This window comes from Acinetobacter sp. ANC 4779 (assembly GCF_004331055.1).
Taxonomy (GTDB): domain Bacteria; phylum Pseudomonadota; class Gammaproteobacteria; order Pseudomonadales; family Moraxellaceae; genus Acinetobacter.
On record NZ_SJNU01000001.1, the window covers coordinates 479,671 to 506,259 of the forward strand.

The following is a 26,589-nucleotide window of genomic DNA, read 5'->3' on the forward strand; positions in this document are numbered from 1 at the left end:
TTTGACTATAACGCCACTTCTCACCCAAAATTCACCTACAGGGAGAGAACTATTCATGAATCAACTTTGGAATAATATTTGGACTCGGCATTACAAGACCAAAGAGTTATTTAAACACTTAAATCCTCATTATATTTTGTCACAACAGATCAACCACTCATCTGGCTCAGACGCACAAGATCAATCGTCAACACGTCAAAATTCAGGCTTTAACGGCTCATATAACAAAACCCAATGGCTTGGATTATTTTTGGGTCCACTGATATTTGCTTGGATTTATTTTGGAATGAATTTTGATGGCTTATCAGCTGAAGGACAAGGTGTACTCGCACTGACCGCATGGTTGTCAATTTGGTGGATTTTGGAAGTATTACCCTTAGGTATTACCGCATTATTGCCTATTATTATTATGCCAATGATGGGAACGCTAACCATTGCCAAAGTCACTTCAAGCTATACAGATCCGAATATCTTCTTATTCTTGGGTGGTTTTGCAATCGCAATTGCCATTGAAAAATGGAATCTGCATGAGCGAATTTCCTTAGGTATTATTAGCTTTTCAGGTTCAACCATTAATGGTCTGATTTACGGTTTCATGTTTGCAACAGCATTTTTATCCATGTGGATTTCAAATGTTGCAACCGTCATGATGCTTTTACCAATTGGCACAGCCATTGTGTATAAGATTATTTCTTTGCTTAAGCAAGATGCAAATCATGATCCTAGCGATGAAATCAAGTTCACAAAATCAATTATCTTCGCCATTGGATTTGGGGGGATTATCGGCGGCAGCGCAACCCTGATCGGTACGCCACCTAACCTGATTTTGGCAGGCTTAGTTAAAGAAATATACGGATATGAAATTGGCTTTGCTCAGTGGTTTATCTTTGCTTTCCCGCTCTGTTTAATTTTAGCTATTTTCACCACATTCTGGCTGACCAAAATAGCATTTCCGATGAAGGTAAAACACATCGCTGAAGGCAAACAATTTATTGCCGCAGAAAAAGAGCGTTTGGGCAGCATGTCTTATGAAGAAAAAGCTGTAGCGATTGTTTTTACAGTCACAGCGTTTATGTGGCTTACTCGAACATTTATTTGGAAAGATATTATTCCCGGCATTTCCGATACCATGATTGCAATTACTGCAGCACTGGTATTATTCGCTGTGCCGGCTACTGATGGCAAACGCCTGTTAAATGCAGATGCACTCAATGAAATGCCTTGGGATGTATTGCTGTTGGTCGGTGGCGGTCTTGCATTAGCAGCCGGATTCAGCAATACAGATTTATCTCAATGGATTGGACTGCAGTTACTTTCGTTACAAAATATGCCTTATCTCATCGCATTATTACTCACGACTGCTCTGACCATTAGCTTGACGCAAGTCGCACCGAATACAGCAGTAACCACTATTTTTGTACCTATTGCAGCAACGCTTGCTTTAGCGCTCGATGTGCATCCATTACCACTCATGGCAGCTGCGGCATTAGGTGCAGGTTTTGCTTTTATGCTTCCTATTGGTACACCTTCTCAAGCGGTTATTTTTGCCACCGGTAAAGTCAGTATTCGAGATATGTTAAAGCAAGGTACCTTGGTGACTGTACTAGCCACCCTTTTAATTGTTGCCTCGGTTTACCTGATTTTCCCACTTGCCTTTGGATTAGATTTATTTAGTTTTCCAACTGAATGGAAATAATCTAAATATTGCATCAAAATAAAAAATCCCCTTTCCCCGGGGATTTTTTTATATCTTTTTCGGTAAGCTCATTTTAGATTTAACAAAGTCATTTTTTTAAAAGCCCGCCTGACGGTTATTAGATAATAATAAATAAATTTTAAAAAGAATAAAAATAAATCCGGAACTTTTATCAAAAATAATCCAATGCAGCCTTGGACTATTCACTCGGGACATAATTGTGCTACTTCTTCATGCTAAATGACACAGATATATCCCAGAGCCAGAAGAGTATTTCTTCCAAAAATAATAGGAATTATATTATTCCAGCGTTTAGAGCTTATCCTCTACCCTATGTTTTGGCTATTTAAAATCATCTTTTCGATCTTTAAATAAACCAATCTAGTTACTTACGTATCACACCCAACTTATTCCATATATCGGGTGTCAAAAATGTCATCACTAACTTATTCAGGTCGACATAACGCAGCACACCTTTAAGCTGACTTTTCACTTCAGGGTTTTCTAAAATTTCCTCACCCGTAATTTTTCCAAGCTCCTGAAAACTATCACCCACCGCTTGCACTCCTTCAGCAGCAATCACAGCTTTGGTCTGAATCGAGCATTGCTCCACCAAGATACGCTGTAAAACGGTCGCTAGACTTTTATCCAGTTGCTCTTTCTGAACATCAGTCACATTGCTATAGGCTTTCAAGTCAGGATGTGTAGACAAAGCCACAAAGGTCCATTGCAATACGGTTTTCTTATCCGTTGCAGTAGTCGATTTCACCAGACAATTACTTAATTGATCGACCGTTGGCCCTGCTGTCGCCAACTGCGCGGAACCCAGCAATGCAACCGCTATCAAAGCTGAGAAGCCTATACGTGACCTGCTGTGACGAGCAGAGCTTAGAACTTTGTGAGACATCAGGCGAACTCCAGTGAAAAATCATTCTCTTTGTATCATAAGGCTGAGGGTTTTACCTGTTATGACTGTGTAAATTGGACTCACTGAAAATTAAATTAAAGCCTAAAAATGATGTTCTCCATTCAAATTATCTGATCCAAAAAAATGGGATTTATCTGGGCGATGGTTTAGAAATCTACCTCTATCCCATCAGTGGGATCATCCAACTCAGGAAGAGTCTTTTAAAACTCCAATTTAGTGGCAGCAAATCACTTGACCTGCCTCAACATATTCTTCGCACCAGCATGATTATAATTATTAGCCAAATTCTGCAAAATTTTGACAGCCTGACCATTAGAATTAGAAAAACGACTGCTATAACTTGGCACACTGGTTAAACAGCGCGCGACCAGCATTCCGGATTCCGTATAAACTTTGGTTCCGTCCGTTCCCTGTAACTTGCCGTAGCTATAAGCACGTTGCGCATTATTACAGGCAGCAACCTGATTGGTGCCTTTATTTAAATCCCGACGTGCTGCAACATAGTATTTTAGTTGCTGCTGTTGTGGTGTTTCCGCAACTTGTATCGACTGTTTTACTGGCAATTCAGGTGTAGATTTGGTTTCCTTTTTTGTTTCAATCTCTTTATTTACTTCAAATTCTTTGGGTGTGACCGTTTTATTTTTTGAATTTTTAATGTTTTGATTATTTACAGTGGTTTTTTTTACGGCAGAATTATTTGAAGAATTGGCACTTGAATAAAACCTTTGAGCATCTAAAGCCGTCATGATTTTAGTCTGCAGCGCGACCATACGGGTTTCACTACCATCATCCAACTTGCGTTCAGCTACAGGTTCAATGGATACAATCCAGCTTTGCCCATCACTTTGCATACACTTATAGGCACCTATGCCTTGCTTGACACTGCTATAGCTTGATAACTGTTTTTTATCCCATTGATTTTTTACTAAGTTCATTGAACTTTTATATAAAAGAGAGAATTTTCCGCCCTTGGCAGAACAATAACTATTTAAATGTTTTCTTGGATATAACGATTGTACTTCTTTATTACTTTGCTTTGGCCCCCAAGAATAGACATATTCTTTCGCCCGACCGTTGGCAGCATTCATATTTTTTTGAACAATCATTTCCTGTGGGGAAGCAAAATTCTCAGCTGAATTCGAGCTAAAACTGTTCAGACTTGTACAGCCATGTAAAGCGATGCCCGCTCCCCCCATCAAGATTAATGTTCTAAAATTCACGTATCAATTCTCAATTATGCCGTATCAATGAAAATATATTAAAAGCCCCAAAATAACAAACTCATAACTTTGATTTCATTATTGATTTTACTAAATTGTTTTTTGAATTTCTTGTTCAAAACTGACTAAAAACTGCCAAGTCATAAATGCTTCTCGCTTAAAATTTGAACTGCATAACAATTAAATCGAATTTTTAAAATTTATAACGGGTTTAGAGAAATTGACCATCGTAGCTTTTTGACAATTTCAATTACTCACTGACGAAGTTTTATCTTTTTATCACAATAATTTTTTTGTTTTCTTCAACCTATATCTGACTGATTACTTTTCAAGAATCGCCTCATCAGCAACCGATACTTCAACTGAATATATTCTTTATTTACTATATGAATCACTTCACCATAGCTTCAATCAGATACAGATTCCAAGCTCCCCCTGGAAAACCTTTACACATGCCTGTCGTGCCATCCAGCGTTTTGACAAAAGCTTGACCGTTCCAGATCCATTGGCTCATTGCCCAGCAATCTCCAAGACCACGACCTTTTTGCGCACTGCGGATTTCACCTGCTGCAAAGTCTGAGGCAAATTCAGTCACAAAGGTCGCCTTGCCTTTTAAAGATTCATCCAGCACCCAGGCACCATAGCCTTCATTATAGGCACCACGCCAGCAGAGTGTTGTTGCCAGAACTTTATGATCGGTGAGTTTATAAAGGTCTATGACTTGGGGTTTTGCAACCGTTTCTTCATTAATACCCTCACAGAATACATGCGCATCTTGAAGCTCTGGTTGGGCAGCCATAAGAAGTGCATGTACGGCTGGGTACTGTTCGGTATTCGGCTGTAGGGTCAAATAAGGTTTTGCCGCTGTGTTGACCTTTTTAACCATCGGTTTGGGTTGTGCAGCTAGAACTTTTGATTCATTTGCCGATCCTTTTTTTACCAATGCTCCGACTGTGCCAGTACGCTTCTGGAAATCATCCATTTTCAATAAAGTTGCAGTCATGCCCGCATCGGAAACCTGCCATATGTAATGGTTATTTTTAAACACGATTTTTAGGTTTTTCTGGGCGTACTGTAATAATCCATTGATTTGCTGGGCATTCAGCGTTCCCATTAAAGGTTGATCTGAAGGATTTAATTGGACTGCACCAAAATCTTTGCCATTCAAATAAAGGCGAATATTGTTCAGTTTTTTGCGCTCTAAAGTCTGCGCATCACCGGATAAGGCCAACTCCCCTTGAACTGTCTGTTTTGCACTCGCTTGACGCGTCAGCAATATCGAGGCCAGCATTGCCTGAGCACTATCCGGCTGATAACCTGCCGCTCGACACGTGCCGGTATTGCTACAATGCACTTCCCAATCCAGATAAGAAAAAGACCGACCTTGAATTTCTTGGGCCACAGTGAAGGGGCTCAGCGTAGTTAAACAAATGACAGACATCAAACTGTAGAAAACTTTCATCTTTTCTTATCTCAGCCTTTTTTATCAATATACATCTGTTACTCACCGATTAAAATGGGTTCTAACAACATCCTAATGACGACTTCCAGTGTTGCTTAATCATTTCAAAATGCTTTTATTTATTCCTTTCAAGTACCTGACCCAGCGAACTCCTCGGTCTATTCTACGGAGCCGATTTAAAAAATAAAAATCAAAAAGCCCGCTTGAAGCGGGCTTTTATTTCAACTCAAATTACTTATGCTTACTTATGCAATGTCGCCTCAAATGCTCTTAGACGTTTATAAATCGACAGCAGTTCGATAATCGTTGGCCATGACTCAATCAAATACTGGAATGACTCACGTACCTTGCCGAATACATTGGCAATCTGCATCATTAAACCTAAGGTAATCGTCCCTGCAGCAATACTCGGGAATAACACAAATAAACCGTACAGATTATCCAGTTGCATATACCAGATCCGCACCATATTAAAATAGGCATAGTGGAAATATAAACGGAAATAGTTAAAACGAACCCTGCTAAATAATTCTTTTAAGGTCAGCGGATCGGCACGATCAGCATAGTCTTCACCATAGACCAGTTCCTTACGGTATGCAGCTTCAACCTTCTGGTTGTTAAATTCCAAACCTGGCAATTTATAACCCACCACCATCAGCACCACCGTACCAAAGACTGCCCAGCTAATCGCTGCCCAGACCAGTGCATACGGAATTTCGCCAATCACTGGCAATTGCTTCACATGCGATGACAACTGCAATAACACGGGTAAAAATGCCATTAAAGTCATTAAGGCTTGAATGAAACTCACCCCCAGACTTTCCGTGGTTTTAGCAAAGCGCATGGTATCTTCCTGAATACGCTGCGAAGCCCCTTCAATATGGCGTAACTGGTCCCAATGTGAGGTGTAATAGTCATTCATTGCTGTGCGCCAACGGAAAATATAATGACTGACAAAGAACAGGTTAAATACTGCAATGGTGACATAAACCATGGCAACATATAAGAAGGTCATGGTTTCACTGTAAAGTAAATTGACATCTCCCCCGCCACTGCCGAGCATTTTCTGAATCAAGTCGTAAAATGGGCTATACCAAGCATTCACCACGACATTGACTTGCACTGAAAACCAGATATTAAACAGAATAAAGGCTGAACCCCAGACTGACCAACCTTGCCAAGGATTGCTGGACTTAAACCGCCAAAACAGGGCAAAAATAACTGTTGAAACAAGGAACCACAGATAAAACCATAAAAATGAGGGTGTCCAGAAACGACTCACGCCAATAGGCAATTCAGCCTCATGATAACCTTGTGCAAAACCTAAAAATGTTCCCCAACCACTTCCACCTGAATACCACAAAGCCACATTGATTAAAAACCAAAGCACCAACGACAAAAAGAACCACTTCGGGTTCGGAAAAAAAGATTTAAACATTGCGTATGGATATTCCTTTTATTTTTTAATGTACAACCTAAGCCATCCACTCAAACCAAAGCGATTTTTAGCCCCATGGATGGATCCGCCATTATTCTAGTATTTTCATCTTTGTAGCAACTTCTTCACTGTCTGTGAAATGTTTTTTTTGCGTGAATCATGTTCAACCACCCGACATTTCAATAAACGATATGTACTTTTAAATTAAGCTAACGATGATGTTTTCATCATTTCGACTCATCATAGATACAAAGCTCAAAGAAGATAAGCTTTATTTTCTCAGGATAAAATTCTTAGAGATGTGCACCACAGACATGCTTAAACCACTGTCAAGCAATGTGCTTTCATCTATTTTGAGCCTCCAAAGCAGATGAGAGCATACCCAAACCATGAATCCTATGACTCAATAGGCTAATACTGATAAATTAAAACTATATTAAAAAATCATCATTAAAAATCATCCAATGAGCGAATGGATTTTCCTTTATTGGAAAGAAAATAAATTATCGAATTCAACCAGTTTATAATTATTTATTCAATCTGCGTGACACATAAAAATTCTATCTGATTTTATTGATTTAACTCACATTACTGATAAAATTGGTTAAATCTCTATCTATTCATGATATTATTCAAGTATATTTTTAAAACCGCTCGGGGAAGCAAAATGGAAAATTCAGTCATCGAATTATTAAAACCTGTCATTTTAAAAAAAGAAAATTGCAGTCCTTTGGTTTTTGAGCAAGGTACTATTTTAAAAGTCGTCATGCATACCCCTACCGGTCTGCTTGTATCTGACGACTCAAACTTTAATTTTACCGTTTCTTTAAATGATAAAAATGAAGTATGGCGTGAGTTATAAGATTCAACCCAAACTTTCCCGGCGTAAAAGGCTGTACTGTATAATCTAAACTTGAGTGCAACTCCCCCATCTCAAGCTTAAGAGCCTACAATTTTTTAATTTATCAGCATGACTTCAGTAGGTTCTGGTGTTGTTGTTTTAAATAGCACCAGAATACTTTGCCTTGTTTCTTCAGTTCTTTTGTTTTTAAGTTACTATCTCGCAGCGATTCAAAACTGCCAAGCTAACTACCTTCTCTATTTCATTCATTCTAAGAAAAATTTGAATTTATCAACCTTGTTTATATATCCAGTGCTCGTTCAATAAATAAAGATCCGCTTCATCATCCATTCAATATTTATTGTTCTTTTCATGCCATTTATATCCAAAAATAGAATGGATTAAACATTACTTTAACAAAGCTTATCTGTAGATAAATACACCATCCTGTATTTGGATGGCGTATTTGTAGGATCATTTCCGAGCTGCATTTAAGTAAATTTTAAAGCAGTAGTATTCAATTTAATGAGGCTTATTTTATTACTTTCTAAGTGTGCTCATAAAGCTCACGACCGAGAACAGCCAAATAAACAAGATAAAACTGCGTTCTTTATTAAAATGACTGACATCGGTGCCATGCAAAACATTATGGCGTGTCATGGTCACGGTAGAACTGCTGTCCATTTTATAAGCAGCTAATTCTGAAAAATAAACATTCATTTCACAGGCAATTTTCGCTTTATGCCACAAGCTCTTTATTTCATGCCCTTTTAAACCCGGAACAATTTTATAAACATCGACAAATTTGGTCTGGTTCTGTTTTAAGAAACCACGTTCAATCAGGACATCGGTCAATAGACCTTCCAGTTGCGCATACAAAAGCGGGATACAACCTGCAAAACACTGTATTTCATACAGTTTAAATGCTTCTTCAATCACCAGGCGACGCTGGGCTTTATTTTCCGCATCAATCTCTAAAGCATCAAAGGCTTCAAGCAGTTCATCCTGAAAATAATCGGTATTGATTACCTCTAAAAGATCAAAGCTTGCGACATCATCTTCATGTTGATTGACCAAGCTCCAGATATGAATCAGGTTTAAGGCATCATTGGCAAATTTTGCATCGACCGGCTGATCCAGATCAGCAGCAAGCACATCAAAATAAGCTTCAACTTGAGCATGTTGACGTAATGTTTGCATTAAATGCGTATGTTCACCCGCAGACATTGCCTGAAGATATTGCTCGGCATTTTGCAAAATACCTTTCCCGAGTTTGTTCTGAGCATTCTGATTTTGTGGAATTCGGGTCACTGCTCGTTCGAAATCATCTAAATCAAAATCATCATCAATCATGGGTTTGCTACTCATTCACATCTATATAGCAGGCTATTATCGCTGTTCTTGATGAGCGAATATATAAAAATCTACTTTTGAAAAGAATTCAGCTAATCCCTTGTGCATCTGGCATGCAACTAAGGTAAAATCGTTCACCTTGCATAATAGACGAATGAGAGAGTCATATCCGTGCGTAATATCCTAGTCACTAACGCCCTTCCATACGCCAATGGTCCAATCCATATGGGTCACTTACTCGGTTATATCCAAGCAGATATTTGGGTTCGTGCCATGCGTGCAATGGGCCATGACGTGACTTATGTCTGCGCGGATGATGCTCACGGTACCGCTATCATGCTTCGTGCTGAAGCAAACGGTATTTCGCCGGAAGCGCAAATTGCCAATGTGCAAAAAGAGCATATCCGTGACTTTGATGGGTTCGGTGTTCATTTCGATCATTACGATTCGACCAACAGCGAAGAAAATAAAAATCGCTCGTCCGAGATTTATATTAAAAACCGTGATGCAGGCAATATCGCAGTTCGTCCTGTAAAACAGTTATTCGACCCTGAAAAAGGCATGTTCCTGTCGGATCGTTTTATTAAAGGTACATGCCCGAAATGTAAAGCGGAAGATCAATACGGCGACTCATGTGAAGTTTGTGGTGCCACCTATAATGCAACAGAATTGCTGGATGCAAAATCAACGTTAAGCGGTGCTGCCCCTGTTGAGAAATCATCAGATCATTACTTCTTTAAACTGCCAAATTTTGCTGAATATCTGCAAAAATGGACCCGTGATCAAGGTCGCCTACCCGTTTCTATTGCCAACAAGTTAGATGAGTGGTTTGAAGCGGGCTTAAACGACTGGGATATTTCTCGTGATGCACCTTATTTCGGTTTTGAAATTCCAGATGCACCAAACAAATATTTCTACGTTTGGGTCGATGCACCAATTGGTTATATGTCGAGTTTTGAGAACTACATCAAAACCAAACGTCCAGAATTGAACTTCAATGATTACTGGAAAAAAGACTCTGAAAATGAGGTCTATCACTTCATTGGTAAAGATATCGTTTATTTCCACGCCCTGTTCTGGCCTGCGATGCTTGAAGGTGCGAACTACCGTACGCCATCTGGCTTGTTTGTGAACGGTTTCCTGACTGTAAATGGTCAGAAAATGTCGAAATCTCGCGGTACGTTTATTAAAGCGGAAACCTATTTAGAGCATTTAAACCCTGAATATTTACGTTATTACTTTGCCTCTAAACTTTCGGACAAAGTTGAAGATTCTGACTTGAACCTTGATGACTTCGTGCAAAAAGTGAATTCTGACTTGGTCGGTAAAGTGGTCAATATTGCCAGCCGTTGTGCAAAATTCATCAACACCAAGTTTGACAATAAATTATCAAATGAATGTGCTGAGCCTAAACTGGTACAAAGCTTTATTGATGCAGGCACGTCTATTGCTGCTCAATATGAAGCACGTGAGTTCTCTGCTGCGATTCGTGAAATTATGGCACTTGCAGATAAAGCCAACCAGTATATTGATGAGAAAAAACCTTGGGCGCTTGCGAAGCAGGAAGGTCAGGAACAACAGGTACATGACGTATGTTCTGTCGGAATCAACCTGTTCCGTCAATTGGCAGTTTACTTAGCCCCTGTATTGCCGACTTTGACTCAGCAAGTTCAAGACTTCTTACAACTTGAAAGCTTCAACTTCGAATCTCGTAAGCAAATTTTACTTGGTCATGAAATTGCCTTGTTCCAACCTTTAATGCAACGTGTAGATCCAAAAGCTGTTGCGGCAATGGTCGATGCATCTAAGGATTCTTTAGCTGCGTCTGCTGAAGCACCAAAAGTTGAAAAGAAAAAAGAGAAAGCCAAAGAGAAGAAGCCTGAACCTAAAGTCGGTGAAGCTGAAATCATTAATATTGATGATTTTATGAAGATTGACCTTCGTATAGCGGAAGTATTAGAAGCTGCCACTGTGGAAGGTTCGGACAAACTGCTTCAATTGACGTTAAATGTTGGTGAAGCTGAGCCACGTAATGTGTTTAGTGGTATTCGTGAGTTCTACCAACCACAAGACCTTAAAGGCAAACTGGTGGTGATGGTTGCTAACCTTGCACCACGTAAAATGCGTTTTGGTATTTCAAACGGTATGGTGCTCGCTGCAGGTAATAGCGACGGTGTTTGGGTGATTTCACCTGAATCTGGTGCTAAACCGGGTGATAAAGTGTCTTAAGATTTAGTCTTTAATATAATAAAAAGCCTCTACTGATGTAGGGGCTTTTTTATTGCTGCTTTTTATTCCCTCTCCTTTTAGGAGAGGGTTAGGGAGAGGTCTAAAAAGTACTGCCCCGCTTTACAATCTAAACTCAATTTTCATTGCGTAGGCATTGCCTTACTTTTGAAAGATCAAAAGTAACAAAAATCTTTTGTTCACTTGATGATACGTCCATGTATCACAAGTGAACGGCGACATCCTTGTCGCCTATCTGAATAATTAATTTTGAGGAAAACTTTGCTTTTTAATTACATCTAGTAAAGCAGAAGTAGATTTTAAAACCTCAGTATTAGCTTTTGCTTGTTCTTGAATTGAGGCCGAATCTTCTTTAATAGAATCAAATAAATTCTGTCCAAAATAACATTTGGCTAACTCAGCTCGTATTTCATTTTGTTTTTCGACAGGGAGATGCGTTAGAAATTCAGGTAAAGCTTCTAATTCCAGATAAGTTTGATGAGCTTGTTCTGAAATTTTTCGATAAAAGCTAATTTGTTTAAAGCAATATGCAAATAAAGTGGCAATTAAAGCAATAATAGTCAGTTTGATCATCACAGCATTAGAAACATTTAATGAATCAAAGAAACTATGTGCAAATAACTGCCCTAAAACTAAGGTTACAGATAAACAGACCAATAGCATTATATATAATTCATATATGTCTACAGTCTTTTTATAGTCTACATACTTTTTCTTATAGATTTCTTTAGTTTTTCTTGATGAAGCTTCACCTTTATAAAGTTGTAAATCCTTTATAAGCTGATCTACTTCTTGATTCTTTTGCTTTAAAATAGGATTTATTTCGTTCTGGATTTTTTCGTCTAAACGATTAAAAAGTGGTTCACAAACTAAAAAATACCCATGAATAATTTTATACTTAACAAGTAAGACTTCAGAGCCTTCTAATAAGAAGTATAAGCCACCTTCACCAAAAACAGGTAAATTTGCTTGTGGTATTACATGTGAAAACCCTCGAAATACAGTTTCTAGGCTTTGTAATTCTGATTGAATTGAACTTGTAAAAAAAATCTTTTGCTCTTGTTTCCAATTATCGATTAATTGCAAAATTGCCGCACTAATATTTCTGCTTTGATAGATATTGCCTCGCATTAACCTTATGGCTTGATATATGTCTGATACTTTATTTTTTTCTTTTTCTTGTAAGAATTTTTCTATAATTATGTCATCAGAATATTTCTCTAATTGGGAAATAAATTGTTCCAAATAATCATGATACTTTTTTAATAGACTAATTTCGTCTCGCATTAAATTCTAATTTTAACAATATTTGCAACAGTATAATCTTTAATATTCTTTTGAGAATATGCTAAAACAATCTATCACTTTAAATTTAATAAAAATCCTATGAAAAACCTAAAACCACTCTTCATTGCCCTTAGCCTTATCACTGCAAATATGAGCAGCGTACAAGCAGCAGCCCCCCAAACCATCGCCCAACAAAAACAGGTCGCTGGCTTTTATCAACACCAATTGGGCAATATACAAATCACCGCCCTTCTTGATGGTACAAACTACCTTAATCCATCGATGTTTAAAGGCATTCCAGCAACAGAAGTAACGAAAACCCTAAAAAAACATCATGCCGACCAAGCTAAAGGCGTGCAAACCTCGGTCAATGCTTTTCTGGTCAATACAGGGTCATCTCTAGTTTTGGTGGATAGCGGCTCATCCAGCTGTAATGGTCCAGATTTTGGTTCAGTGGTAAAGAATCTAAAAGCTGCCGGCTATCAGCCTGAACAGGTAGATACTGTTTTACTGACTCATTTACATCCAGATCATGTCTGTGGCATCAGTGATAAAGGTAGCGCTAGCTTTCCAAATGCCACGGTCTATGTCGCTGATACGGAAGCAAACTATTGGCTGAATCCCAAACAAGTATCGAAGTTACCACAAGATAAACAAGCCCGATTCAAACAAACTGTAGAAAAAATTCAGCAAGCTATTCAGCCCTACCAAGACACAAAACGCTTTAAGACCTTTAAGTTAGGCGACAAAATTAAAGGTTTTGACGTGATCAGTACCACAGGTCATACACCGGGACATTTTAGTTTTGCATTCAAATCTGGTAATGAAGAAATCGTATTTATCGGTGATATTGTGCATTCACATAGCATTCAGTTTGATCATCCTGAAACTGCGATTGATTTTGATACTGACCCGAAAAAAGCTGTGCAAACACGTTTGGCACAGTTTTCACGTTTAGCTAAAAATGGACAGACTATCGCTGCACCCCATTTACCATTCCCGGGCATTGGACATATTTACTCTAAAGACGGTAAGAGTTATCAGTGGATTCCGGTGCATTTTAAAGATTAATTAAAAAAACTCCCTTCAATGAAGGGAGTTTTTATTTATCTGCATTTCAATTGTCTGCTGAACTTAAAATAAAATTTGACATTTCATCGGCAATGAAGCGTTTCCGTCCGCTCTGTTTGGCTTTGAATAAATTTTGATCCACCAGATTCAAGAAGTGTATTTTGTCATTCTTGTCTGTGGGAACAATACATTTCACTCCAAGACTTAAGCTGACATTTTCCGAAATGGGTGATGCCCGATGCGGCAGATTTGCCTGATCAATCATGTGAAGTATCTTTGTCGCAACTTGCATTGCATCCTCTAAAGGGGTTTCTGGCAATACAATCGCAAATTCTTCTCCACCATAACGCGCCACCAGATCACGTGGTCGTACACAGCAACTTTGCAACATCTGCGCAATCTGCTTAATACAGGCATCGCCAATAATGTGTCCGTTAAAGTCATTGTATTGCTTGAAAAAGTCGATATCGATCATAATCACCGAGAGTGGTTTTTGCTCACGGATTGCGTTGTACCATTCACGCGAATAAAAATCATCAAATAGACGGCGGTTTGCAATTTCGGTTAAACCATCCTTATAGGAAAATTCTTCCAGCTTGCGATGTAAGGCGGTTAGTTCTTCTTCCTTTTTCTTACGGTCAGAAATATCAAACATAAAGCCGACTAAACTTTCAACTTCACCATTTTCCTTGCGTACCACATGCACCACATCCCGAATCCAGCAATATCCGCCCGTAGCTTTCAATGCTCGATAATCCGCCTCATGATCTATACCGGCAATGGATTGCGATACACAAAAATTTAGCACATGATCACGATCATCCCGATGCATACGGTCTGCCCAATCCTGCACCGACTTCCAGGAATCCTGTTTCCAGCCCAGTAACTTTTCAATTTGCGGGCCAATATAACTAAACTGTTTTGTTGCCCAGTCTATACTCCAGGGTATAGCTAAAGTTGACTCTAATAATGTTTTATAAAACATGTCATTCGGCAATTGATGTTCATCAAACGAATTATTCGGCATAGTTGTGCTCTAATCTGGATGCAAAAGCAATTCAATGAGGCCATATAAACGGGCGATCGAAGTGAATTTCAATTTGCTCTCTATTCAATACCTACTCTAGTAGGCCCCCAAAATATAAATACTTTTTTGCAGGCTTATTATTTTCCAAAGCTCAATCTGCTTAATTCTTATACAATACTTCCCAAGGAAGAAACACATTATTCCGACAATTTGATTAATTTTTAAAGCAATCAACAATCATTCATACCATGAAGATATCAGCTCTATTTTTGTGAAAAATTTCAAATAATATTCTGAACTACATTAGACATAACACGCTCTATTTTAAAATCCAGCTTTCACATTCAGCCGCAGACATCGGCTTTTACCGGTCTGTCATAGTCAAAAACTTTGATGCAGTTTCGGACAAGACTCTTAGCTCGGATATTTAAATGGCCTTCCCAAAATTGGCGATTCCAGAATATGGATGGCAAGGATATTTTCTCGGCTTAAATCAAATCATATCAAGACACCTTTGCTCTGGTTAAAGCAGATAAATATACCAAATAAAAAAATCCTGTAATTTTAATCAATTAACATGACTATAGCGATTTTAGTCACTATGAATTGCAGAGCCCCCCCCATGATTTATGGTAATTTATAGCCTTATCATAATTTTGTGATTTGGGGCGTTCATGGCTGTTCATTTTTTTCATACATCAGATTGGCATTTGGGACAATTTTTTTACAACCATTCACGCCAATATGAACATGAACAGTTTCTAAGCTGGTTGCTCGAACAAGTTAAACAAAAACAACCCAATGCGCTCCTGATTGCAGGCGATATTTTTGATGTCATCAATCCTGCATCAAGTGCCCAGAAACAGCTTTATCAATTTTTAGCAGATGCTCATGCACTTGCCCCGCATATGCAAACCCTGATGATCGCCGGTAATCATGATTCAGGTTATCGCATTGAACAGGTCGAACCTTTACTGGAAAAATACAATGCCAGAACGGTGGGCGTAGTGCGCTGGAAGGAAGACAAGACTTTAGATCTCGATCGTTTATTGCTGCCGATTTATGACGTAGATAAAAATATTGTGGCGTGGTGTTTAAGTCTGCCCTTTTTACGTGCTGCGGAAATTACCGGTTTCAATGAGCACACCAGCAATAGTCAAACTGCGATTGCCTATTTGCACCAGCAACTGATTAGTGAAGCCAAAAAGCGTAAGACCGATGACCAAGCACTGATTTTAATGTCGCATGCGCATATGCAAGGCGGTGAAACTTCCGACTCGGAACGCCCGATTATTATTGGTAATGAAGAAGCGCTTTCAACAGCGTTATTTGATGATGTGATTGATTATGTAGCGCTTGGACATTTGCATAAACCACAAAAAGTTCAGCATCCGCATATTCGTTATAGCGGTTCCCCGATTCCACTTTCCTTCAGTGAAATTAACTATAAGCATCAGGTGGTTGAAGTCAAAATTAAACCATCGAAAGCGGCTAAAACTGCTTTTCAATTTGAAGCCCTACCCATTCCACGCAGTATTCAATTGCACCGGATTCGGGGTGAACTGACTGAGGTGTTTGCACAGCTTAAAGTGCTAGCCAGTGGCGAAATTGCCAATATTGATCAACGTGAATATATCGATATTGAATATCATACCGACACGCCTCCGCTACCCAATTTAAGACAAAAGTTTGAAGATGCCTTGCCTAAAAACCGTTATCGACTGGTGAAAATTTCACGTCAGTATAAAAATCTTGAAATACAAAATAGTGCTACAAAAATTCAGCTTGAATCGCCAACGCCAGAAAAACTGTTTGAACAAATTTGGCAAAACAAAGGTTATGTGCAGGATGATGCCGTGTTAAAAGATTTTCAAACCCTGGTTCAGGAAGCGCATCATTCACTTGAAAATAAAAATACGATTTAAGGATGTGCCGTGAAAATTTTATCTATACGTATAAAAAATCTGGCATCTCTTGCTGGCGAACACTTTATTGATTTTGAAAGTGAACCTTTGGCCAGTGCCGGCTTAATTGCGATTATTGGCAAAACCGGTGCCGGCAAATCCACGATTTTAGATGCCATGTGTCTGGCACTGTTTAACCAGGTGCCGCGTCTTAAAGGCAGTGATGGCAAATTGGTCGATGTGGATGGTTCAGAATTACTGACCAGTTCCCCTTTAACCGTGCTGCGCCGTGGTACCGGACATGGTTTTGCCGAACTGGTCTTTGTCGCACAGGATCAGAAACATTATCTGGCGCGTTGGGAAGTTAAACGTGCGCGGGAAAGTGCCACAGGTAAATTACAGAGTGTACAACGTCATTTAAAATGTTTAACCGATGGTGTGGTGATTGCAGATAAAGCCAAGGCAGTAGATGCCAGCATTCATAAAATCACCCAACTCAGTTTTGAGCAATTTACCCGGGCAGTTTTACTGGCTCAATCTGAAGTTACTGCATTTTTAAAAGCTCGGGATAATGAACGTGGTGCTTTACTTGAATATTTAACCAACTCCAATATTTTTGCCAAAATTGGAGAGATTGCATTTCGTAAAACGGCAAATATTGAAAAAGAACGTAAAAAAATCGAAGAAGTTTTGGGTCATATTGAGATTATTTCGGAGCAAGATCTGGCTGAGTTAAAACAGCAACATCATCAAACCCAGCAGCAGCTGACTCAACTGGAGCAAGAAAAAACCCGTCTTGAACTCCAGCAGCAATGGTTTGAACATAAACATAAACTGCAACAAGAAATCATCCTTAAACAGCAGCATTTTGATGCACAGCAGCTGAGTCATCAGCAGCTGTCAAAAGAACGTGAACAGCTACAACGCTTAGAAGAATTTTCCAGTATCCGCCCTGTGGTCTTTCAGCAACAACACAGCATTCAGGCCCAACAACAGCTTGCACCGAAAATCTTGCAGGCTGAACAGCAGTTTTCAGTTCTTGAGGCACAATTTGAAGCCGAAAAAAAGATTTATCTAGCGGCTGAAACTGACCTAAAAATCACCCAGCAATTTGAACAACAACACGACCATGCCTTACAACAGGTTCGTCAGTGCATTCTGGAACGTGAATTTATTGCGCAAGACTTTCGTAAAGCCAATAGCAAACTGGATGAACTTAAACTTCAAAAGCTGCCTTTAGAACAGCAACTCAACGCAAGCTTGCAACAGGCTCAACAGCTTGAACACAACCAAGCCACCCTTACGCAACAACTGCAACATAGCCAACAGTTTTTAACTCTAGACCAAGGTTTAGATGTTCATCTCGGACAATTACAACGCTTTATTCAACACTATCAAAACGTTGAAAATAGTTTAGGCAATCTTGCGACGGCTCAGCAGAATTTTGTATTGCAAAAACAAAAGCTTGAACAGCATATTTCGCAGTTTGGAAATATTGCAGCATTAGAACAAAAGTTGGCAGCAATCCGTCAGCAACGTGAACAGCAACAGGTACAACTGAATCAGTTCAGTTTGATCGAGCAACGACTCATTCAATGGTTTTCAGATAATTATGAAAAAACAACTGCTCAATCACAATTAGATACGTCAACCATCAGCTTGCAACAACTGCAACATCAGGTTCAACTGGCCGAACAAGACTATCAAGCGGCTAAATTAGAGCGTGAAAAACTGCAACAATTTTTACAACAGCAACGCTTGTTACATACCGAAAATATTGAACAGCTGCGTGACAGCTTGCAATCAGGTGAAGCGTGTTTGGTCTGTGGCAGTACCCATCATCCTTATAAAGCAGATCAAAGCGTTATTTCTAAAACCCTGTTTAATTTACAGCAGCAACAAGAACAGCAGGCGATTGAACTTGAGCAGTCGACATTTAAAATATGGCAAGATCAGCAACTGCATTTGACTCAATTACAAACTGAACATACCCAAACTGAAACGACGATTCTCCAATTAACAATAAAACTTAAAGCGACAAAAGATGCATTAGAGTCACTGTTTAAAGTTGCTGCATTACAGCTTAATTTAGAGCAGCCGCAACAAGGTTTAAATGAAGAATTTTTGACGGCCCAAACACAACTCAAACTGAGTTTAGCGCAAGCTGAACAGCAGATTTTAAACTTGCTTCAAGCCGCTAAAGATCAGCAGTCATTATCTAATCAGATTCAGGAACAACAGCATTTACTTGAATCTGCTCAGACTTTGCAAACTCAAGTGAATGATGTTTTCTCTTGCCTAAATGCAGCCCAACAACAAGCCTGGCAACAGAACACCATTCATACGGCGCAGCAAATTCAACAGGATTTGCAGCAACGCTTTAAACAACTGCAGCACTTGCAACAGCTCAATACAGATCTGAGCGCGCAACAGCAGGGATTACAAAAACTCCAATCCGATCTTGGCTATCTTTCGAAACAGCTTAAGGAGACGCAACAAGCCGTCAATGAACTCTCGGACAAAGGCCAACAAAATAGCAAAATTGCCAGTTCGCTTATTTTTGAGATGACTCGCACACAGCAAGATAAGCCGAATGAGTGGCTCAAAGCCCATGATCAAAAACGTCAGCAACAGCAAACCACTTATGCTCAATTGAAACAACAGTTTGAAAAATTACGTCAAAATTTTGAAACACAGAAAAATCAGTTAAACCAGCTTAAAGTCCAGCAACAACAGCATATAGATGCCAAAGAGAAATCGGATACTGAAATTCAGCAATGGTTGATGCTGCATCCTGATTTTGAAGCGGATCAGTTAACCCAGTTACTCCTAATTGATAGCACTCAAGAACATCAGATTCGTCAGCAACTCCAGCAAGCCGAACGGATGCTGAATGAAGCATCCTCTGCTTTAAAAACCATGCATGGACAATTGACTGAGCATTTAAAATCACAGCCTGACTGTGATTTCGCAGCATTACAACAGCGCATGGAGCAACATCTTGGCTTATTAAAAAATCAGCGTGATGCTTATGACCAGTTAAATTTAAAGCTCGAAGTGCATCAGCAAAATGTGTACAAACTGCAAAAATATGCCGATCAGATTCAAAGCATTCAACAACAGGAACATCGCTGGGGCAAAATTTCAGGCTTGATTGGTGATTCCAAAGGCAAAGATTTCCGTGATTATGCACAGCAATACAATCTCGATATTTTGGTTGAACATGCCAATCAGCAACTTGCCATGTTATCGCAGCGTTATACCCTCAAGCGTTTAGATCACTCGTTAAGCCTCGCGATTGTCGACCACGACATGGATGGTGAAACCCGTTCAGTTTCGTCCCTCTCTGGCGGTGAATCCTTCCTGACTGCTCTGGCTTTGTCTTTGGCAATTGCCAATATGGCTTCCGGTTCGATGAAAATTGAATCACTGTTTATTGATGAAGGTTTTGGGACTTTAGATGCATCCTCTTTATATATGGTGATGAATGCCCTAGATCAGTTGCAAAGCCAAGGACGTAAAGTGGTGCTGATCTCGCATATTCAGGAAATGCACGAACGTATTCCGGTACAGATTCAGGTCAAGCCTTTGGGTGCCGGTGCAAGTACCATTCAAGTCGTGGGTTAATTAAAAATCCAAACTTCATAAAAAAGCCCAGAAAATGATCCAGGCTTTTATTTGCAAAAAAACTATGCCATGGGGCGCAAAGTCAGAATCTGTTCACTGCGTCCAAATGGTCCATAAATATCATGTAACACGGAACTGGTCAGGCCAATGCCATCTTCACCATACTGTTGTACGGTTTCCAAACCCAACCACTGACCTTGCGGTAAACGGTGCATATGGATCTGTAAATCCAGATTTGGAAAACCCCAGCTAGAAGGCATTTCTTGACGTGGCACAACCCCGTTGGCGGTATCAACCATTCCCATTAAGCGGACAAAATCACGGGTCGGTTCACCTTCAACCATATCGTGCTGCGTTCGCAACCAAACAATGCCCTTCCCGGCACGGCGCTGATGACTTCTAGCTTCGATAGACTGAATATATCCACCCGGCCACTGACGAATGCCTTCCCAGATCGGTGCATTTTCAGGACCCGCAGTATCAGTATCTTCCAGGCCTTTTATCAACTGGCTATTTTGAGTAATCATGCGCCAGGTTCTTGCGACCACACACATTTTACCACCCGCCATCATTTCTGATTCAATCAGCTCAATGGTCTTGCCCGGGCGAATCACTTTAGTTGTGATACTAAACTCTCCCGCCGGAATCAGCCCTAAAATATCTAAACTGATCCGGCCGATGCGCATATCTTGACGAGGCATGAAACGGTCTAATTCCGCACAGATAATTCCAGTCGCTGGTGCCATATGTTGTTCATGTTCATTCCATGCGCCTTGAGCCAGTATCGTTGAGCGATAATGCGCCGTAACTTTTCCAGTGCTATCAGTATTTCGTTCAATGAGTTGATAATATGCCGCCATAAACTTGCCTATTTCCCTGGTCGAATCAATGGATTTTATACAGATTATTTCTTTAGCTGGTTCTTCTTGTACTCAACTTTAGTGGAAAGTTCAATTTTTAAAACAAAAACTGAACCCTAAAGTTCAGTTTTCTAAATCATCAAAATGAATGCAAGGATGGTTTATTTTGAGTAATCTCGTGCCCCAAATAATGCCGTTCCCACTCGAACCATAGTTGAACCTGCGACAATCGCCTCAGTCATATCGCCTGACATGCCCATGCTTAAGGTGTCCCAATCTTCGGGATGTGCATGTTCAGATTTCACTTGTTCAAATAATTGCTTGGCATCGCTAAAAGCTTGAGTATTATTCGGTGCGGGAATCACCATCAAACCACGCAGTTTTAAGTGTGGAAGCTGGCTAATCTGTTTAACCAGTTCCGCCACTTCATTTGGCTGACAACCGTCTTTGGTGTCCTGTGCATCAATATTGACTTGTAAACAAATATTGAGGGGCGCTTGAGAGGCTTCGCGCTGACTGGATAAACGCTCGGCAATAATGAAACGATCTACCCCATGTACCCAAGCAAAGCTTGCAGCCAGATGTTTGGTTTTATTGCGCTGCACATGGCCAATGAAATGCCATTCGATATCCAAATCATTTAAAGTTTCAATTTTATCCAAAGCTTCCTGCAAATAGTTTTCACCAAATGCGCGCTGCCCGGTTTGGTACATTTCGCGTAAGGACTCACTTGGATGAGTCTTCGAAACAGCCAGTAACTGTACGCTTTCCGGCTCACGCTGGGCCTGTTTACAGGCATCCTGAATTTGCTGTAAAACTTGATTTCGTGACGCTTGAAGACTATTCATTGACAAGGTTCTCATTTTCATTCATCTTTTTTACTTTCCCTCTAAACTAACTGTTGGTTAAGCTCTGGGAAAGCCTTATTATTCTAACAAAATAAATAACATTTAAATGATCTCGGGGAAATTATGGACATCACTGAACTTTTAGCTTTTTCTGCTAAAAACGGGGCATCGGACTTACACTTATCCGCGGGTATGCCGCCACTGATCCGTGTCGATGGCGAAGTTCGTCGTATTAATTTACCGGCTTTAGAACACAAAGAAGTACACAAACTTGTGTATGACATCATGAACGATAGACAGCGTCGTGATTTTGAAGAGAAGTTAGAGACTGACTTTTCTTTTGAAGTCCCGGGTGTGGCACGATTCCGTGTCAATGCATTCAACCAGAACCGCGGTGCCGGTGCTGTATTCCGTACCATTCCCTCAAAAGTTCTGACCATTGAAGATCTTGGCATGGGCCAAATCTTTAAAGATATTTGTAATTTTCCACGCGGTATTGTTCTAGTGACAGGTCCAACGGGTTCGGGTAAATCAACCACCCTTGCGGCGATGATCGACTATATTAATGATAACCGTTATGACCATATTTTAACGGTCGAAGATCCAATCGAATTTGTACACGAATCGAAAAAATGTTTGATTAACCAACGTGAAGTGCATCGTGACACACATGGCTTTAACGAAGCATTACGTTCAGCGTTACGTGAAGACCCGGACATTATTCTGGTCGGTGAGATGCGTGACCTTGAAACCATCCGTTTGGCCTTGACTGCCGCTGAAACGGGGCATCTGGTCTTTGGTACACTGCATACGACCTCTGCGGCAAAAACCATTGACCGTGTGATTGACGTATTCCCTGCTGAAGAAAAAGACATGGTGCGTTCAATGTTGTCTGAATCATTACAAGCCGTGATTTCTCAAACCTTATTGAAGAAAAATGGCGGCGGTCGTGTCGCGGCACATGAAATTATGATTGGTATTCCTGCTATCCGTAACCTGATCCGTGAAAACAAAGTGGCTCAAATGTATTCTGCCATTCAAACAGGTGCCAACTACGGTATGACTACGCTCGATCAAAGCCTAAAAACGCTGGTCGCCAAAGGCATTATTAGTCCGCAAGTTGCCCGCACTATGGCAAAACAACCAGAAGCATTCTTATAAGTTTAAACGGATTTAGGATCTTATTATGGATTTTAACGACTTACTGAATTTGATGATTCAACAGCAGGCATCTGACTTATTTATTACTGCCGATGTTGAACCATCCATGAAAATTAATGGTCAGATTGTTCCAATCGCAAAGACCAAACTGACTGGCGAAATTGTCGGTCAGCTTTTAAACTCAATTATGAGTGAAAAACAGCGTAAAGAATTTGCTGAAAGCCGCGAATGTAACTTTGCTATTAGCAACCGCGACAAAACGGCACGTTTTCGTGTCAGTGCATTTCAACAACGTGATGAACCCGGTATGGTCTTGCGTCGTATTGAAACCGTGATTCCCACTATGGATGAGCTGAAGTTACCGCCTATTTTAAAAGAACTGGCCATGACCAAGCGCGGCATCATCTTGTTTGTGGGTGCAACAGGTACCGGTAAATCCACATCTTTAGCTTCCATTATTGGCTATCGTAACCAGAATTCCAAAGGTCATATCATTACCATTGAAGACCCGATTGAATTTATTCATCAACATGCGGGCTGTATCATTACCCAGCGTGAAGTGGGCATTGACACCGACTCTTTCGAAATTGCTTTGAAAAACACCCTGCGTCAAGCACCCGATGTGATCTTGATTGGTGAGATCCGTTCGCGCGAAACTATGGATTATGCCATTGCCTTTGCTGAAACCGGTCACTTGGTATTTGCCACCCTGCATGCCAACAACGCCAACCAGGCAATTGACCGGATTATTCACTTCTTTGATGCGGACCGTCATAGTCAATTGTTTATGGACTTATCACTCAACTTAAAAGCAGTGATTGCACAACAGCTCATTCCTTCTGTGGATGGTCAGTCTCGCCGCGCAGCAATTGAAATCTTGATCAACTCCCCTTTAATTGCAGATATGATCCGTAAAGGTGATGTGCATGAAATTAAAGAGTTGATGAAGCGTTCACGAGAACTGGGTATGCAAACCTTTGATCAGGCACTGTTTGACTTGTATAAAGCCAAACAGATTACTTATAAAGATGCCTTGAAACATGCGGATTCTCCCAACGATCTGCGTTTACAAATCAAGTTGTCCGAAGAAGGTGCCGATCGCTTATTACATGCAAGTTCGAATATCACCTTTGATGGTCAAGCTTAAAAGCAAAAAAACAGGCTTCAAATAAAGCCTGTTTTTTAACTGATTTGAAGTCAGTATTATTTTTTACGTAATGCCTCTTGGCATTCAGGTGCATCACAATAACCATAAAGATTTAATGAATGACCTGTCAAAGTAAAACCATACTTTTCAGCCACTTCATGTTGTTGATGTTCAATCACGTCATTGATGAATTCAACGACTTTGTTACAATTCAGGCAAACAATATGATCGTGGTGATCTTCTTGCATGATTTCAAAAACTGAATGATTGTTTTCAAAATGATGGCGCTGAATAATACCCGCAGCTTCAAACTGTGTTAACACGCGGTACACAGTTGCTAAACCGACATCTTCACCCTGTTCGAGTAAAGTTTTATAAATGTCTTCTGCGCTTAAATGATGTTGTCTTGAATTTTCTAGTAATTCCAATATTTTTATTCGTGGAAGCGTAACTTTAAGTCCAGCTTTGCGTAAATCTTGATTTGAAATAGGCATGTAAAAAGGTCTCTCAACAAATTTAAAGTTGGAATATGCAACAAAGTTTAGATGCAGTATGATCTATCCGTGGATCAAATGCATCATAATTAATTTGGGATAGTGTAGCAAAATGCAAAAAATCATGTTGACGTTGTTCGTCACTTCACTGCTCGCAGGCTGTTCGACCTTGGGCGTGTATAAAGTTGATATTCCGCAAGGGACCCCATTAACTCAAGCACAAGCTTCAAAAATTCAGGTCGGTATGAGTCACCAACAAGTTCGCTTCTTGCTCGGTAGCCCTACAGTTTCAGACCCAATGAATCCTTTACGTTGGGACTACATCTACAACTACACACCAGGAACCTATGCTAAAAAGGCCAAAATTCCTGCAGCTCAGGGTCAACATTTAAGAATCTATTTTGATCAAACAGGAACAGTACAAAAGATTGAAGGTTTGGAAACCATTCCAGAATCTCAACCCGGCTTACCAGGATCAAAAGAAGCGATTCTAAATGCGCCACCACTATAGCCGCTTTGAAATAAAAATAAACCCCTCAATGAGGGGTTTTTCTTATCACTTCAATTGTTTAAAGCGATTTCCGCGACAATAAAGTCCGACCGGATTTTCTGCAGCACGTTTGCGGCGAATTTCCTTCGGATTGATGGTTAAGGCACGATAAATCTCGACACGATCACCGACTTGTAATAATTGATTTGGATCTTGCAATCTTACCCCAAAGATTCCCAATACAAGCGGGTCGGGTAACGTAATTTGTGCCCGAATACCACTTTGCTCAATCGCATCTAAAGCGGTCATGCCCGAATGAAAAGGGATAGCCAGATGAAACTGTTGATCCTGAGCCGCATACGCCACCCAAACCTGTTGTATCTCACTCATTAGACCAATTGTCCAATGATTGCAATCATCGCCAAGACGATCGATACAGGAAGCACGACACGTACTGCAATACGCCACAGGTTATAAAACAGCTCATTACTAAAATTCATAGCTTTACGTAAATGGCTGATTTTCATAATCCAGCCAGCAAAAATGGCATAGATCAAGCAAATCACTAAGCCCCAAAGCATAAGCACTGTATTAAAAATTGGACTCATTGCAGGAATAGCCCAAACCAATACAGCAGCTAAGATGACAAGCCATTGAATCGCGATATTCAGTTGACGTTGTATTAATTGTTCACGGGCCATATTGAGTAAAAGCGCCGATGCACTCACTACAGCTAGCACGAATGCGAAACCAGGGATTTGAGCATTGGCAGCAAAGAAGCCAAAAGCAATCACGGCTAGTAATTGTGCAATCCAGATTGGTAATACAGTTTTGGTTACAACCTCTTGTTGATTCACCGTTGGCAAACTACTTTGCCAGTACAAGCCCATACCCAAACCGCTAGCAACGAGTGCCAATACGGTCGCACTGCCCCATTCACTAAATTCAACGGGCGTTACTTGCCAAGCAGGCAAAGTCGTTCCCATTATGTTCGCTAGAATTAAGGAGGCTAAAACACCCACAACACTTAAAATGACAATAATTTTTCGCGGTGCAAATGAAAGTGCAATGGCAACAACCGCCAGGCCAATGAACAACAGATTTGGTGCAATGCCATTAAATGCAAAATGCCCCAATAACTGACTTGCATTAGACAGCATGCCGCCTGCCAGGAATGGAATAAAAACTACGGCCAACCAACCGACTAAGCGCCATTTCTGCGATGCATCCGCATCACGCGTCAAGCTAGACAATGCATTTAAAGCAGTGGTTTTTGAGCGCTTCGCCAAGGCAATTTCTAAATAACAGATCGGTAATGCCAAAATAAGCATAGTCCCTAACCATAACAACCAAAAATCAAGTTGACGCTCAACTTGAATCCCTACAATCGGTGCTAATGTGGCAATGATGAGAAAAGATAAACAAAATGCCATCAGTGGTGATAGCCATCCTGACATAGCATTGTCCTGCATGATGCGTTCCTTAAAA

At 40.1% G+C, this 26,589-nt stretch carries 21 protein-coding genes; 9 read left to right on the forward strand and 12 right to left on the reverse strand.

Going from position 1 to position 26,589, the window contains the following annotated elements; all coding sequences use genetic code 11:
- Window positions 1-55 precede the first annotated feature (55 nt).
- Window positions 56-1,696, forward strand: coding sequence for an SLC13 family permease (locus E0H80_RS02345; RefSeq protein ID WP_131362752.1), 1,641 nt, complete (start codon window positions 56-58; stop codon window positions 1,694-1,696).
- A 385-nt stretch (window positions 1,697-2,081) separates the two neighbouring features.
- On the opposite strand, the gene E0H80_RS02355 is transcribed toward E0H80_RS02345, so the two are convergent.
- The 4 genes from E0H80_RS02355 to sbmA form a co-directional block, all read right to left on the reverse strand.
- On the reverse strand, window positions 2,082-2,603 hold the full coding sequence (locus tag E0H80_RS02355) for a hypothetical protein (protein WP_131362754.1): 522 nt from the start codon (window positions 2,601-2,603) through the stop codon (window positions 2,082-2,084).
- Window positions 2,604-2,851: 248 nt separating this feature from the next.
- A complete protein-coding gene (locus E0H80_RS02360; RefSeq protein WP_228259937.1) occupies window positions 2,852-3,844 on the reverse strand; it encodes a hypothetical protein in 993 nt (330 codons plus the stop codon).
- A 391-nt stretch (window positions 3,845-4,235) separates the two neighbouring features.
- Window positions 4,236-5,306 (reverse strand): DUF1176 domain-containing protein, encoded by a 1,071-nt coding sequence (locus E0H80_RS02365; protein WP_131362756.1) that lies wholly within the window; start codon window positions 5,304-5,306, stop codon window positions 4,236-4,238.
- Window positions 5,307-5,547: 241 nt separating this feature from the next.
- A complete protein-coding gene (gene sbmA, locus E0H80_RS02370) occupies window positions 5,548-6,744 on the reverse strand; it encodes a peptide antibiotic transporter SbmA (protein ID WP_131362758.1) in 1,197 nt (398 codons plus the stop codon).
- Between the two features lie 667 nt (window positions 6,745-7,411).
- Between sbmA and E0H80_RS02375 the strand changes: the two genes are divergently transcribed.
- Window positions 7,412-7,606 carry a hypothetical protein gene (locus E0H80_RS02375; RefSeq protein ID WP_131362760.1) on the forward strand — a complete coding sequence of 65 codons (195 nt, stop codon included), beginning with the start codon at window positions 7,412-7,414 and terminating at the stop codon, window positions 7,604-7,606.
- A gap of 519 nt (window positions 7,607-8,125) precedes the next feature.
- Here E0H80_RS02375 and E0H80_RS02380 read toward each other — a convergent pair.
- Window positions 8,126-8,938, reverse strand: a complete 813-nt coding sequence (locus E0H80_RS02380; protein ID WP_131363005.1) for a hypothetical protein — start codon at window positions 8,936-8,938, stop codon at window positions 8,126-8,128.
- A gap of 171 nt (window positions 8,939-9,109) precedes the next feature.
- Between E0H80_RS02380 and metG the strand changes: the two genes are divergently transcribed.
- Window positions 9,110-11,167 (forward strand): methionine--tRNA ligase, encoded by a 2,058-nt coding sequence (gene metG, locus E0H80_RS02385; protein ID WP_131362762.1) that lies wholly within the window; start codon window positions 9,110-9,112, stop codon window positions 11,165-11,167.
- Between the two features lie 261 nt (window positions 11,168-11,428).
- Here the strand turns inward: metG and E0H80_RS02390 are convergent, their stop codons facing one another.
- Window positions 11,429-12,472 (reverse strand): hypothetical protein, encoded by a 1,044-nt coding sequence (locus E0H80_RS02390; RefSeq protein ID WP_131362764.1) that lies wholly within the window; start codon window positions 12,470-12,472, stop codon window positions 11,429-11,431.
- Between the two features lie 99 nt (window positions 12,473-12,571).
- Between E0H80_RS02390 and E0H80_RS02395 the strand changes: the two genes are divergently transcribed.
- On the forward strand, window positions 12,572-13,543 hold the full coding sequence (locus E0H80_RS02395; RefSeq protein WP_131362767.1) for an MBL fold metallo-hydrolase: 972 nt from the start codon (window positions 12,572-12,574) through the stop codon (window positions 13,541-13,543).
- 46 nt (window positions 13,544-13,589) lie between these two features.
- Here the strand turns inward: E0H80_RS02395 and E0H80_RS02400 are convergent, their stop codons facing one another.
- A complete protein-coding gene (locus tag E0H80_RS02400) occupies window positions 13,590-14,570 on the reverse strand; it encodes a diguanylate cyclase (protein WP_131362769.1) in 981 nt (326 codons plus the stop codon).
- A 674-nt stretch (window positions 14,571-15,244) separates the two neighbouring features.
- Between E0H80_RS02400 and E0H80_RS02405 the strand changes: the two genes are divergently transcribed.
- On the forward strand, window positions 15,245-16,495 hold the full coding sequence (locus tag E0H80_RS02405; protein WP_131362771.1) for an exonuclease SbcCD subunit D C-terminal domain-containing protein: 1,251 nt from the start codon (window positions 15,245-15,247) through the stop codon (window positions 16,493-16,495).
- A 9-nt stretch (window positions 16,496-16,504) separates the two neighbouring features.
- Window positions 16,505-20,101 carry an AAA family ATPase gene (locus tag E0H80_RS02410; RefSeq protein WP_131362773.1) on the forward strand — a complete coding sequence of 1,199 codons (3,597 nt, stop codon included), beginning with the start codon at window positions 16,505-16,507 and terminating at the stop codon, window positions 20,099-20,101.
- A 62-nt stretch (window positions 20,102-20,163) separates the two neighbouring features.
- Here the strand turns inward: E0H80_RS02410 and E0H80_RS02415 are convergent, their stop codons facing one another.
- Both E0H80_RS02415 and E0H80_RS02420 read right to left on the reverse strand, forming a co-directional pair.
- Window positions 20,164-20,961: a thioesterase family protein gene (locus E0H80_RS02415; RefSeq protein WP_131362775.1), complete on the reverse strand. Its 798-nt coding sequence runs from the start codon at window positions 20,959-20,961 to the stop codon at window positions 20,164-20,166.
- Between the two features lie 161 nt (window positions 20,962-21,122).
- Window positions 21,123-21,809 carry a YggS family pyridoxal phosphate-dependent enzyme gene (locus tag E0H80_RS02420; protein ID WP_131362777.1) on the reverse strand — a complete coding sequence of 229 codons (687 nt, stop codon included), beginning with the start codon at window positions 21,807-21,809 and terminating at the stop codon, window positions 21,123-21,125.
- A 123-nt stretch (window positions 21,810-21,932) separates the two neighbouring features.
- Between E0H80_RS02420 and E0H80_RS02425 the strand changes: the two genes are divergently transcribed.
- Both E0H80_RS02425 and E0H80_RS02430 read left to right on the forward strand, forming a co-directional pair.
- A complete protein-coding gene (locus E0H80_RS02425; RefSeq protein ID WP_131362779.1) occupies window positions 21,933-22,970 on the forward strand; it encodes a type IV pilus twitching motility protein PilT in 1,038 nt (345 codons plus the stop codon).
- 25 nt (window positions 22,971-22,995) lie between these two features.
- Window positions 22,996-24,117 (forward strand): PilT/PilU family type 4a pilus ATPase, encoded by a 1,122-nt coding sequence (locus tag E0H80_RS02430; protein ID WP_131362781.1) that lies wholly within the window; start codon window positions 22,996-22,998, stop codon window positions 24,115-24,117.
- Window positions 24,118-24,173: 56 nt separating this feature from the next.
- On the opposite strand, the gene fur is transcribed toward E0H80_RS02430, so the two are convergent.
- Window positions 24,174-24,611 carry a ferric iron uptake transcriptional regulator gene (gene fur / locus E0H80_RS02435; protein ID WP_067862967.1) on the reverse strand — a complete coding sequence of 146 codons (438 nt, stop codon included), beginning with the start codon at window positions 24,609-24,611 and terminating at the stop codon, window positions 24,174-24,176.
- Between the two features lie 112 nt (window positions 24,612-24,723).
- On the opposite strand from fur, the gene E0H80_RS02440 reads away from it, so the two are divergent.
- Window positions 24,724-25,122 carry an outer membrane protein assembly factor BamE gene (locus E0H80_RS02440; protein ID WP_131362783.1) on the forward strand — a complete coding sequence of 133 codons (399 nt, stop codon included), beginning with the start codon at window positions 24,724-24,726 and terminating at the stop codon, window positions 25,120-25,122.
- A 45-nt stretch (window positions 25,123-25,167) separates the two neighbouring features.
- Here E0H80_RS02440 and E0H80_RS02445 read toward each other — a convergent pair whose 3' ends face one another.
- Both E0H80_RS02445 and E0H80_RS02450 read right to left on the reverse strand, forming a co-directional pair.
- Entirely contained in the window at window positions 25,168-25,491 is a 324-nt protein-coding gene (locus tag E0H80_RS02445) for an RnfH family protein (protein WP_131362785.1), read from the reverse strand.
- A complete protein-coding gene (locus tag E0H80_RS02450; protein WP_131362788.1) occupies window positions 25,491-26,573 on the reverse strand; it encodes a hypothetical protein in 1,083 nt (360 codons plus the stop codon). Before E0H80_RS02450 ends, E0H80_RS02445 begins: the two co-directional genes overlap by 1 nt.
- Window positions 26,574-26,589 lie beyond the last annotated feature (16 nt).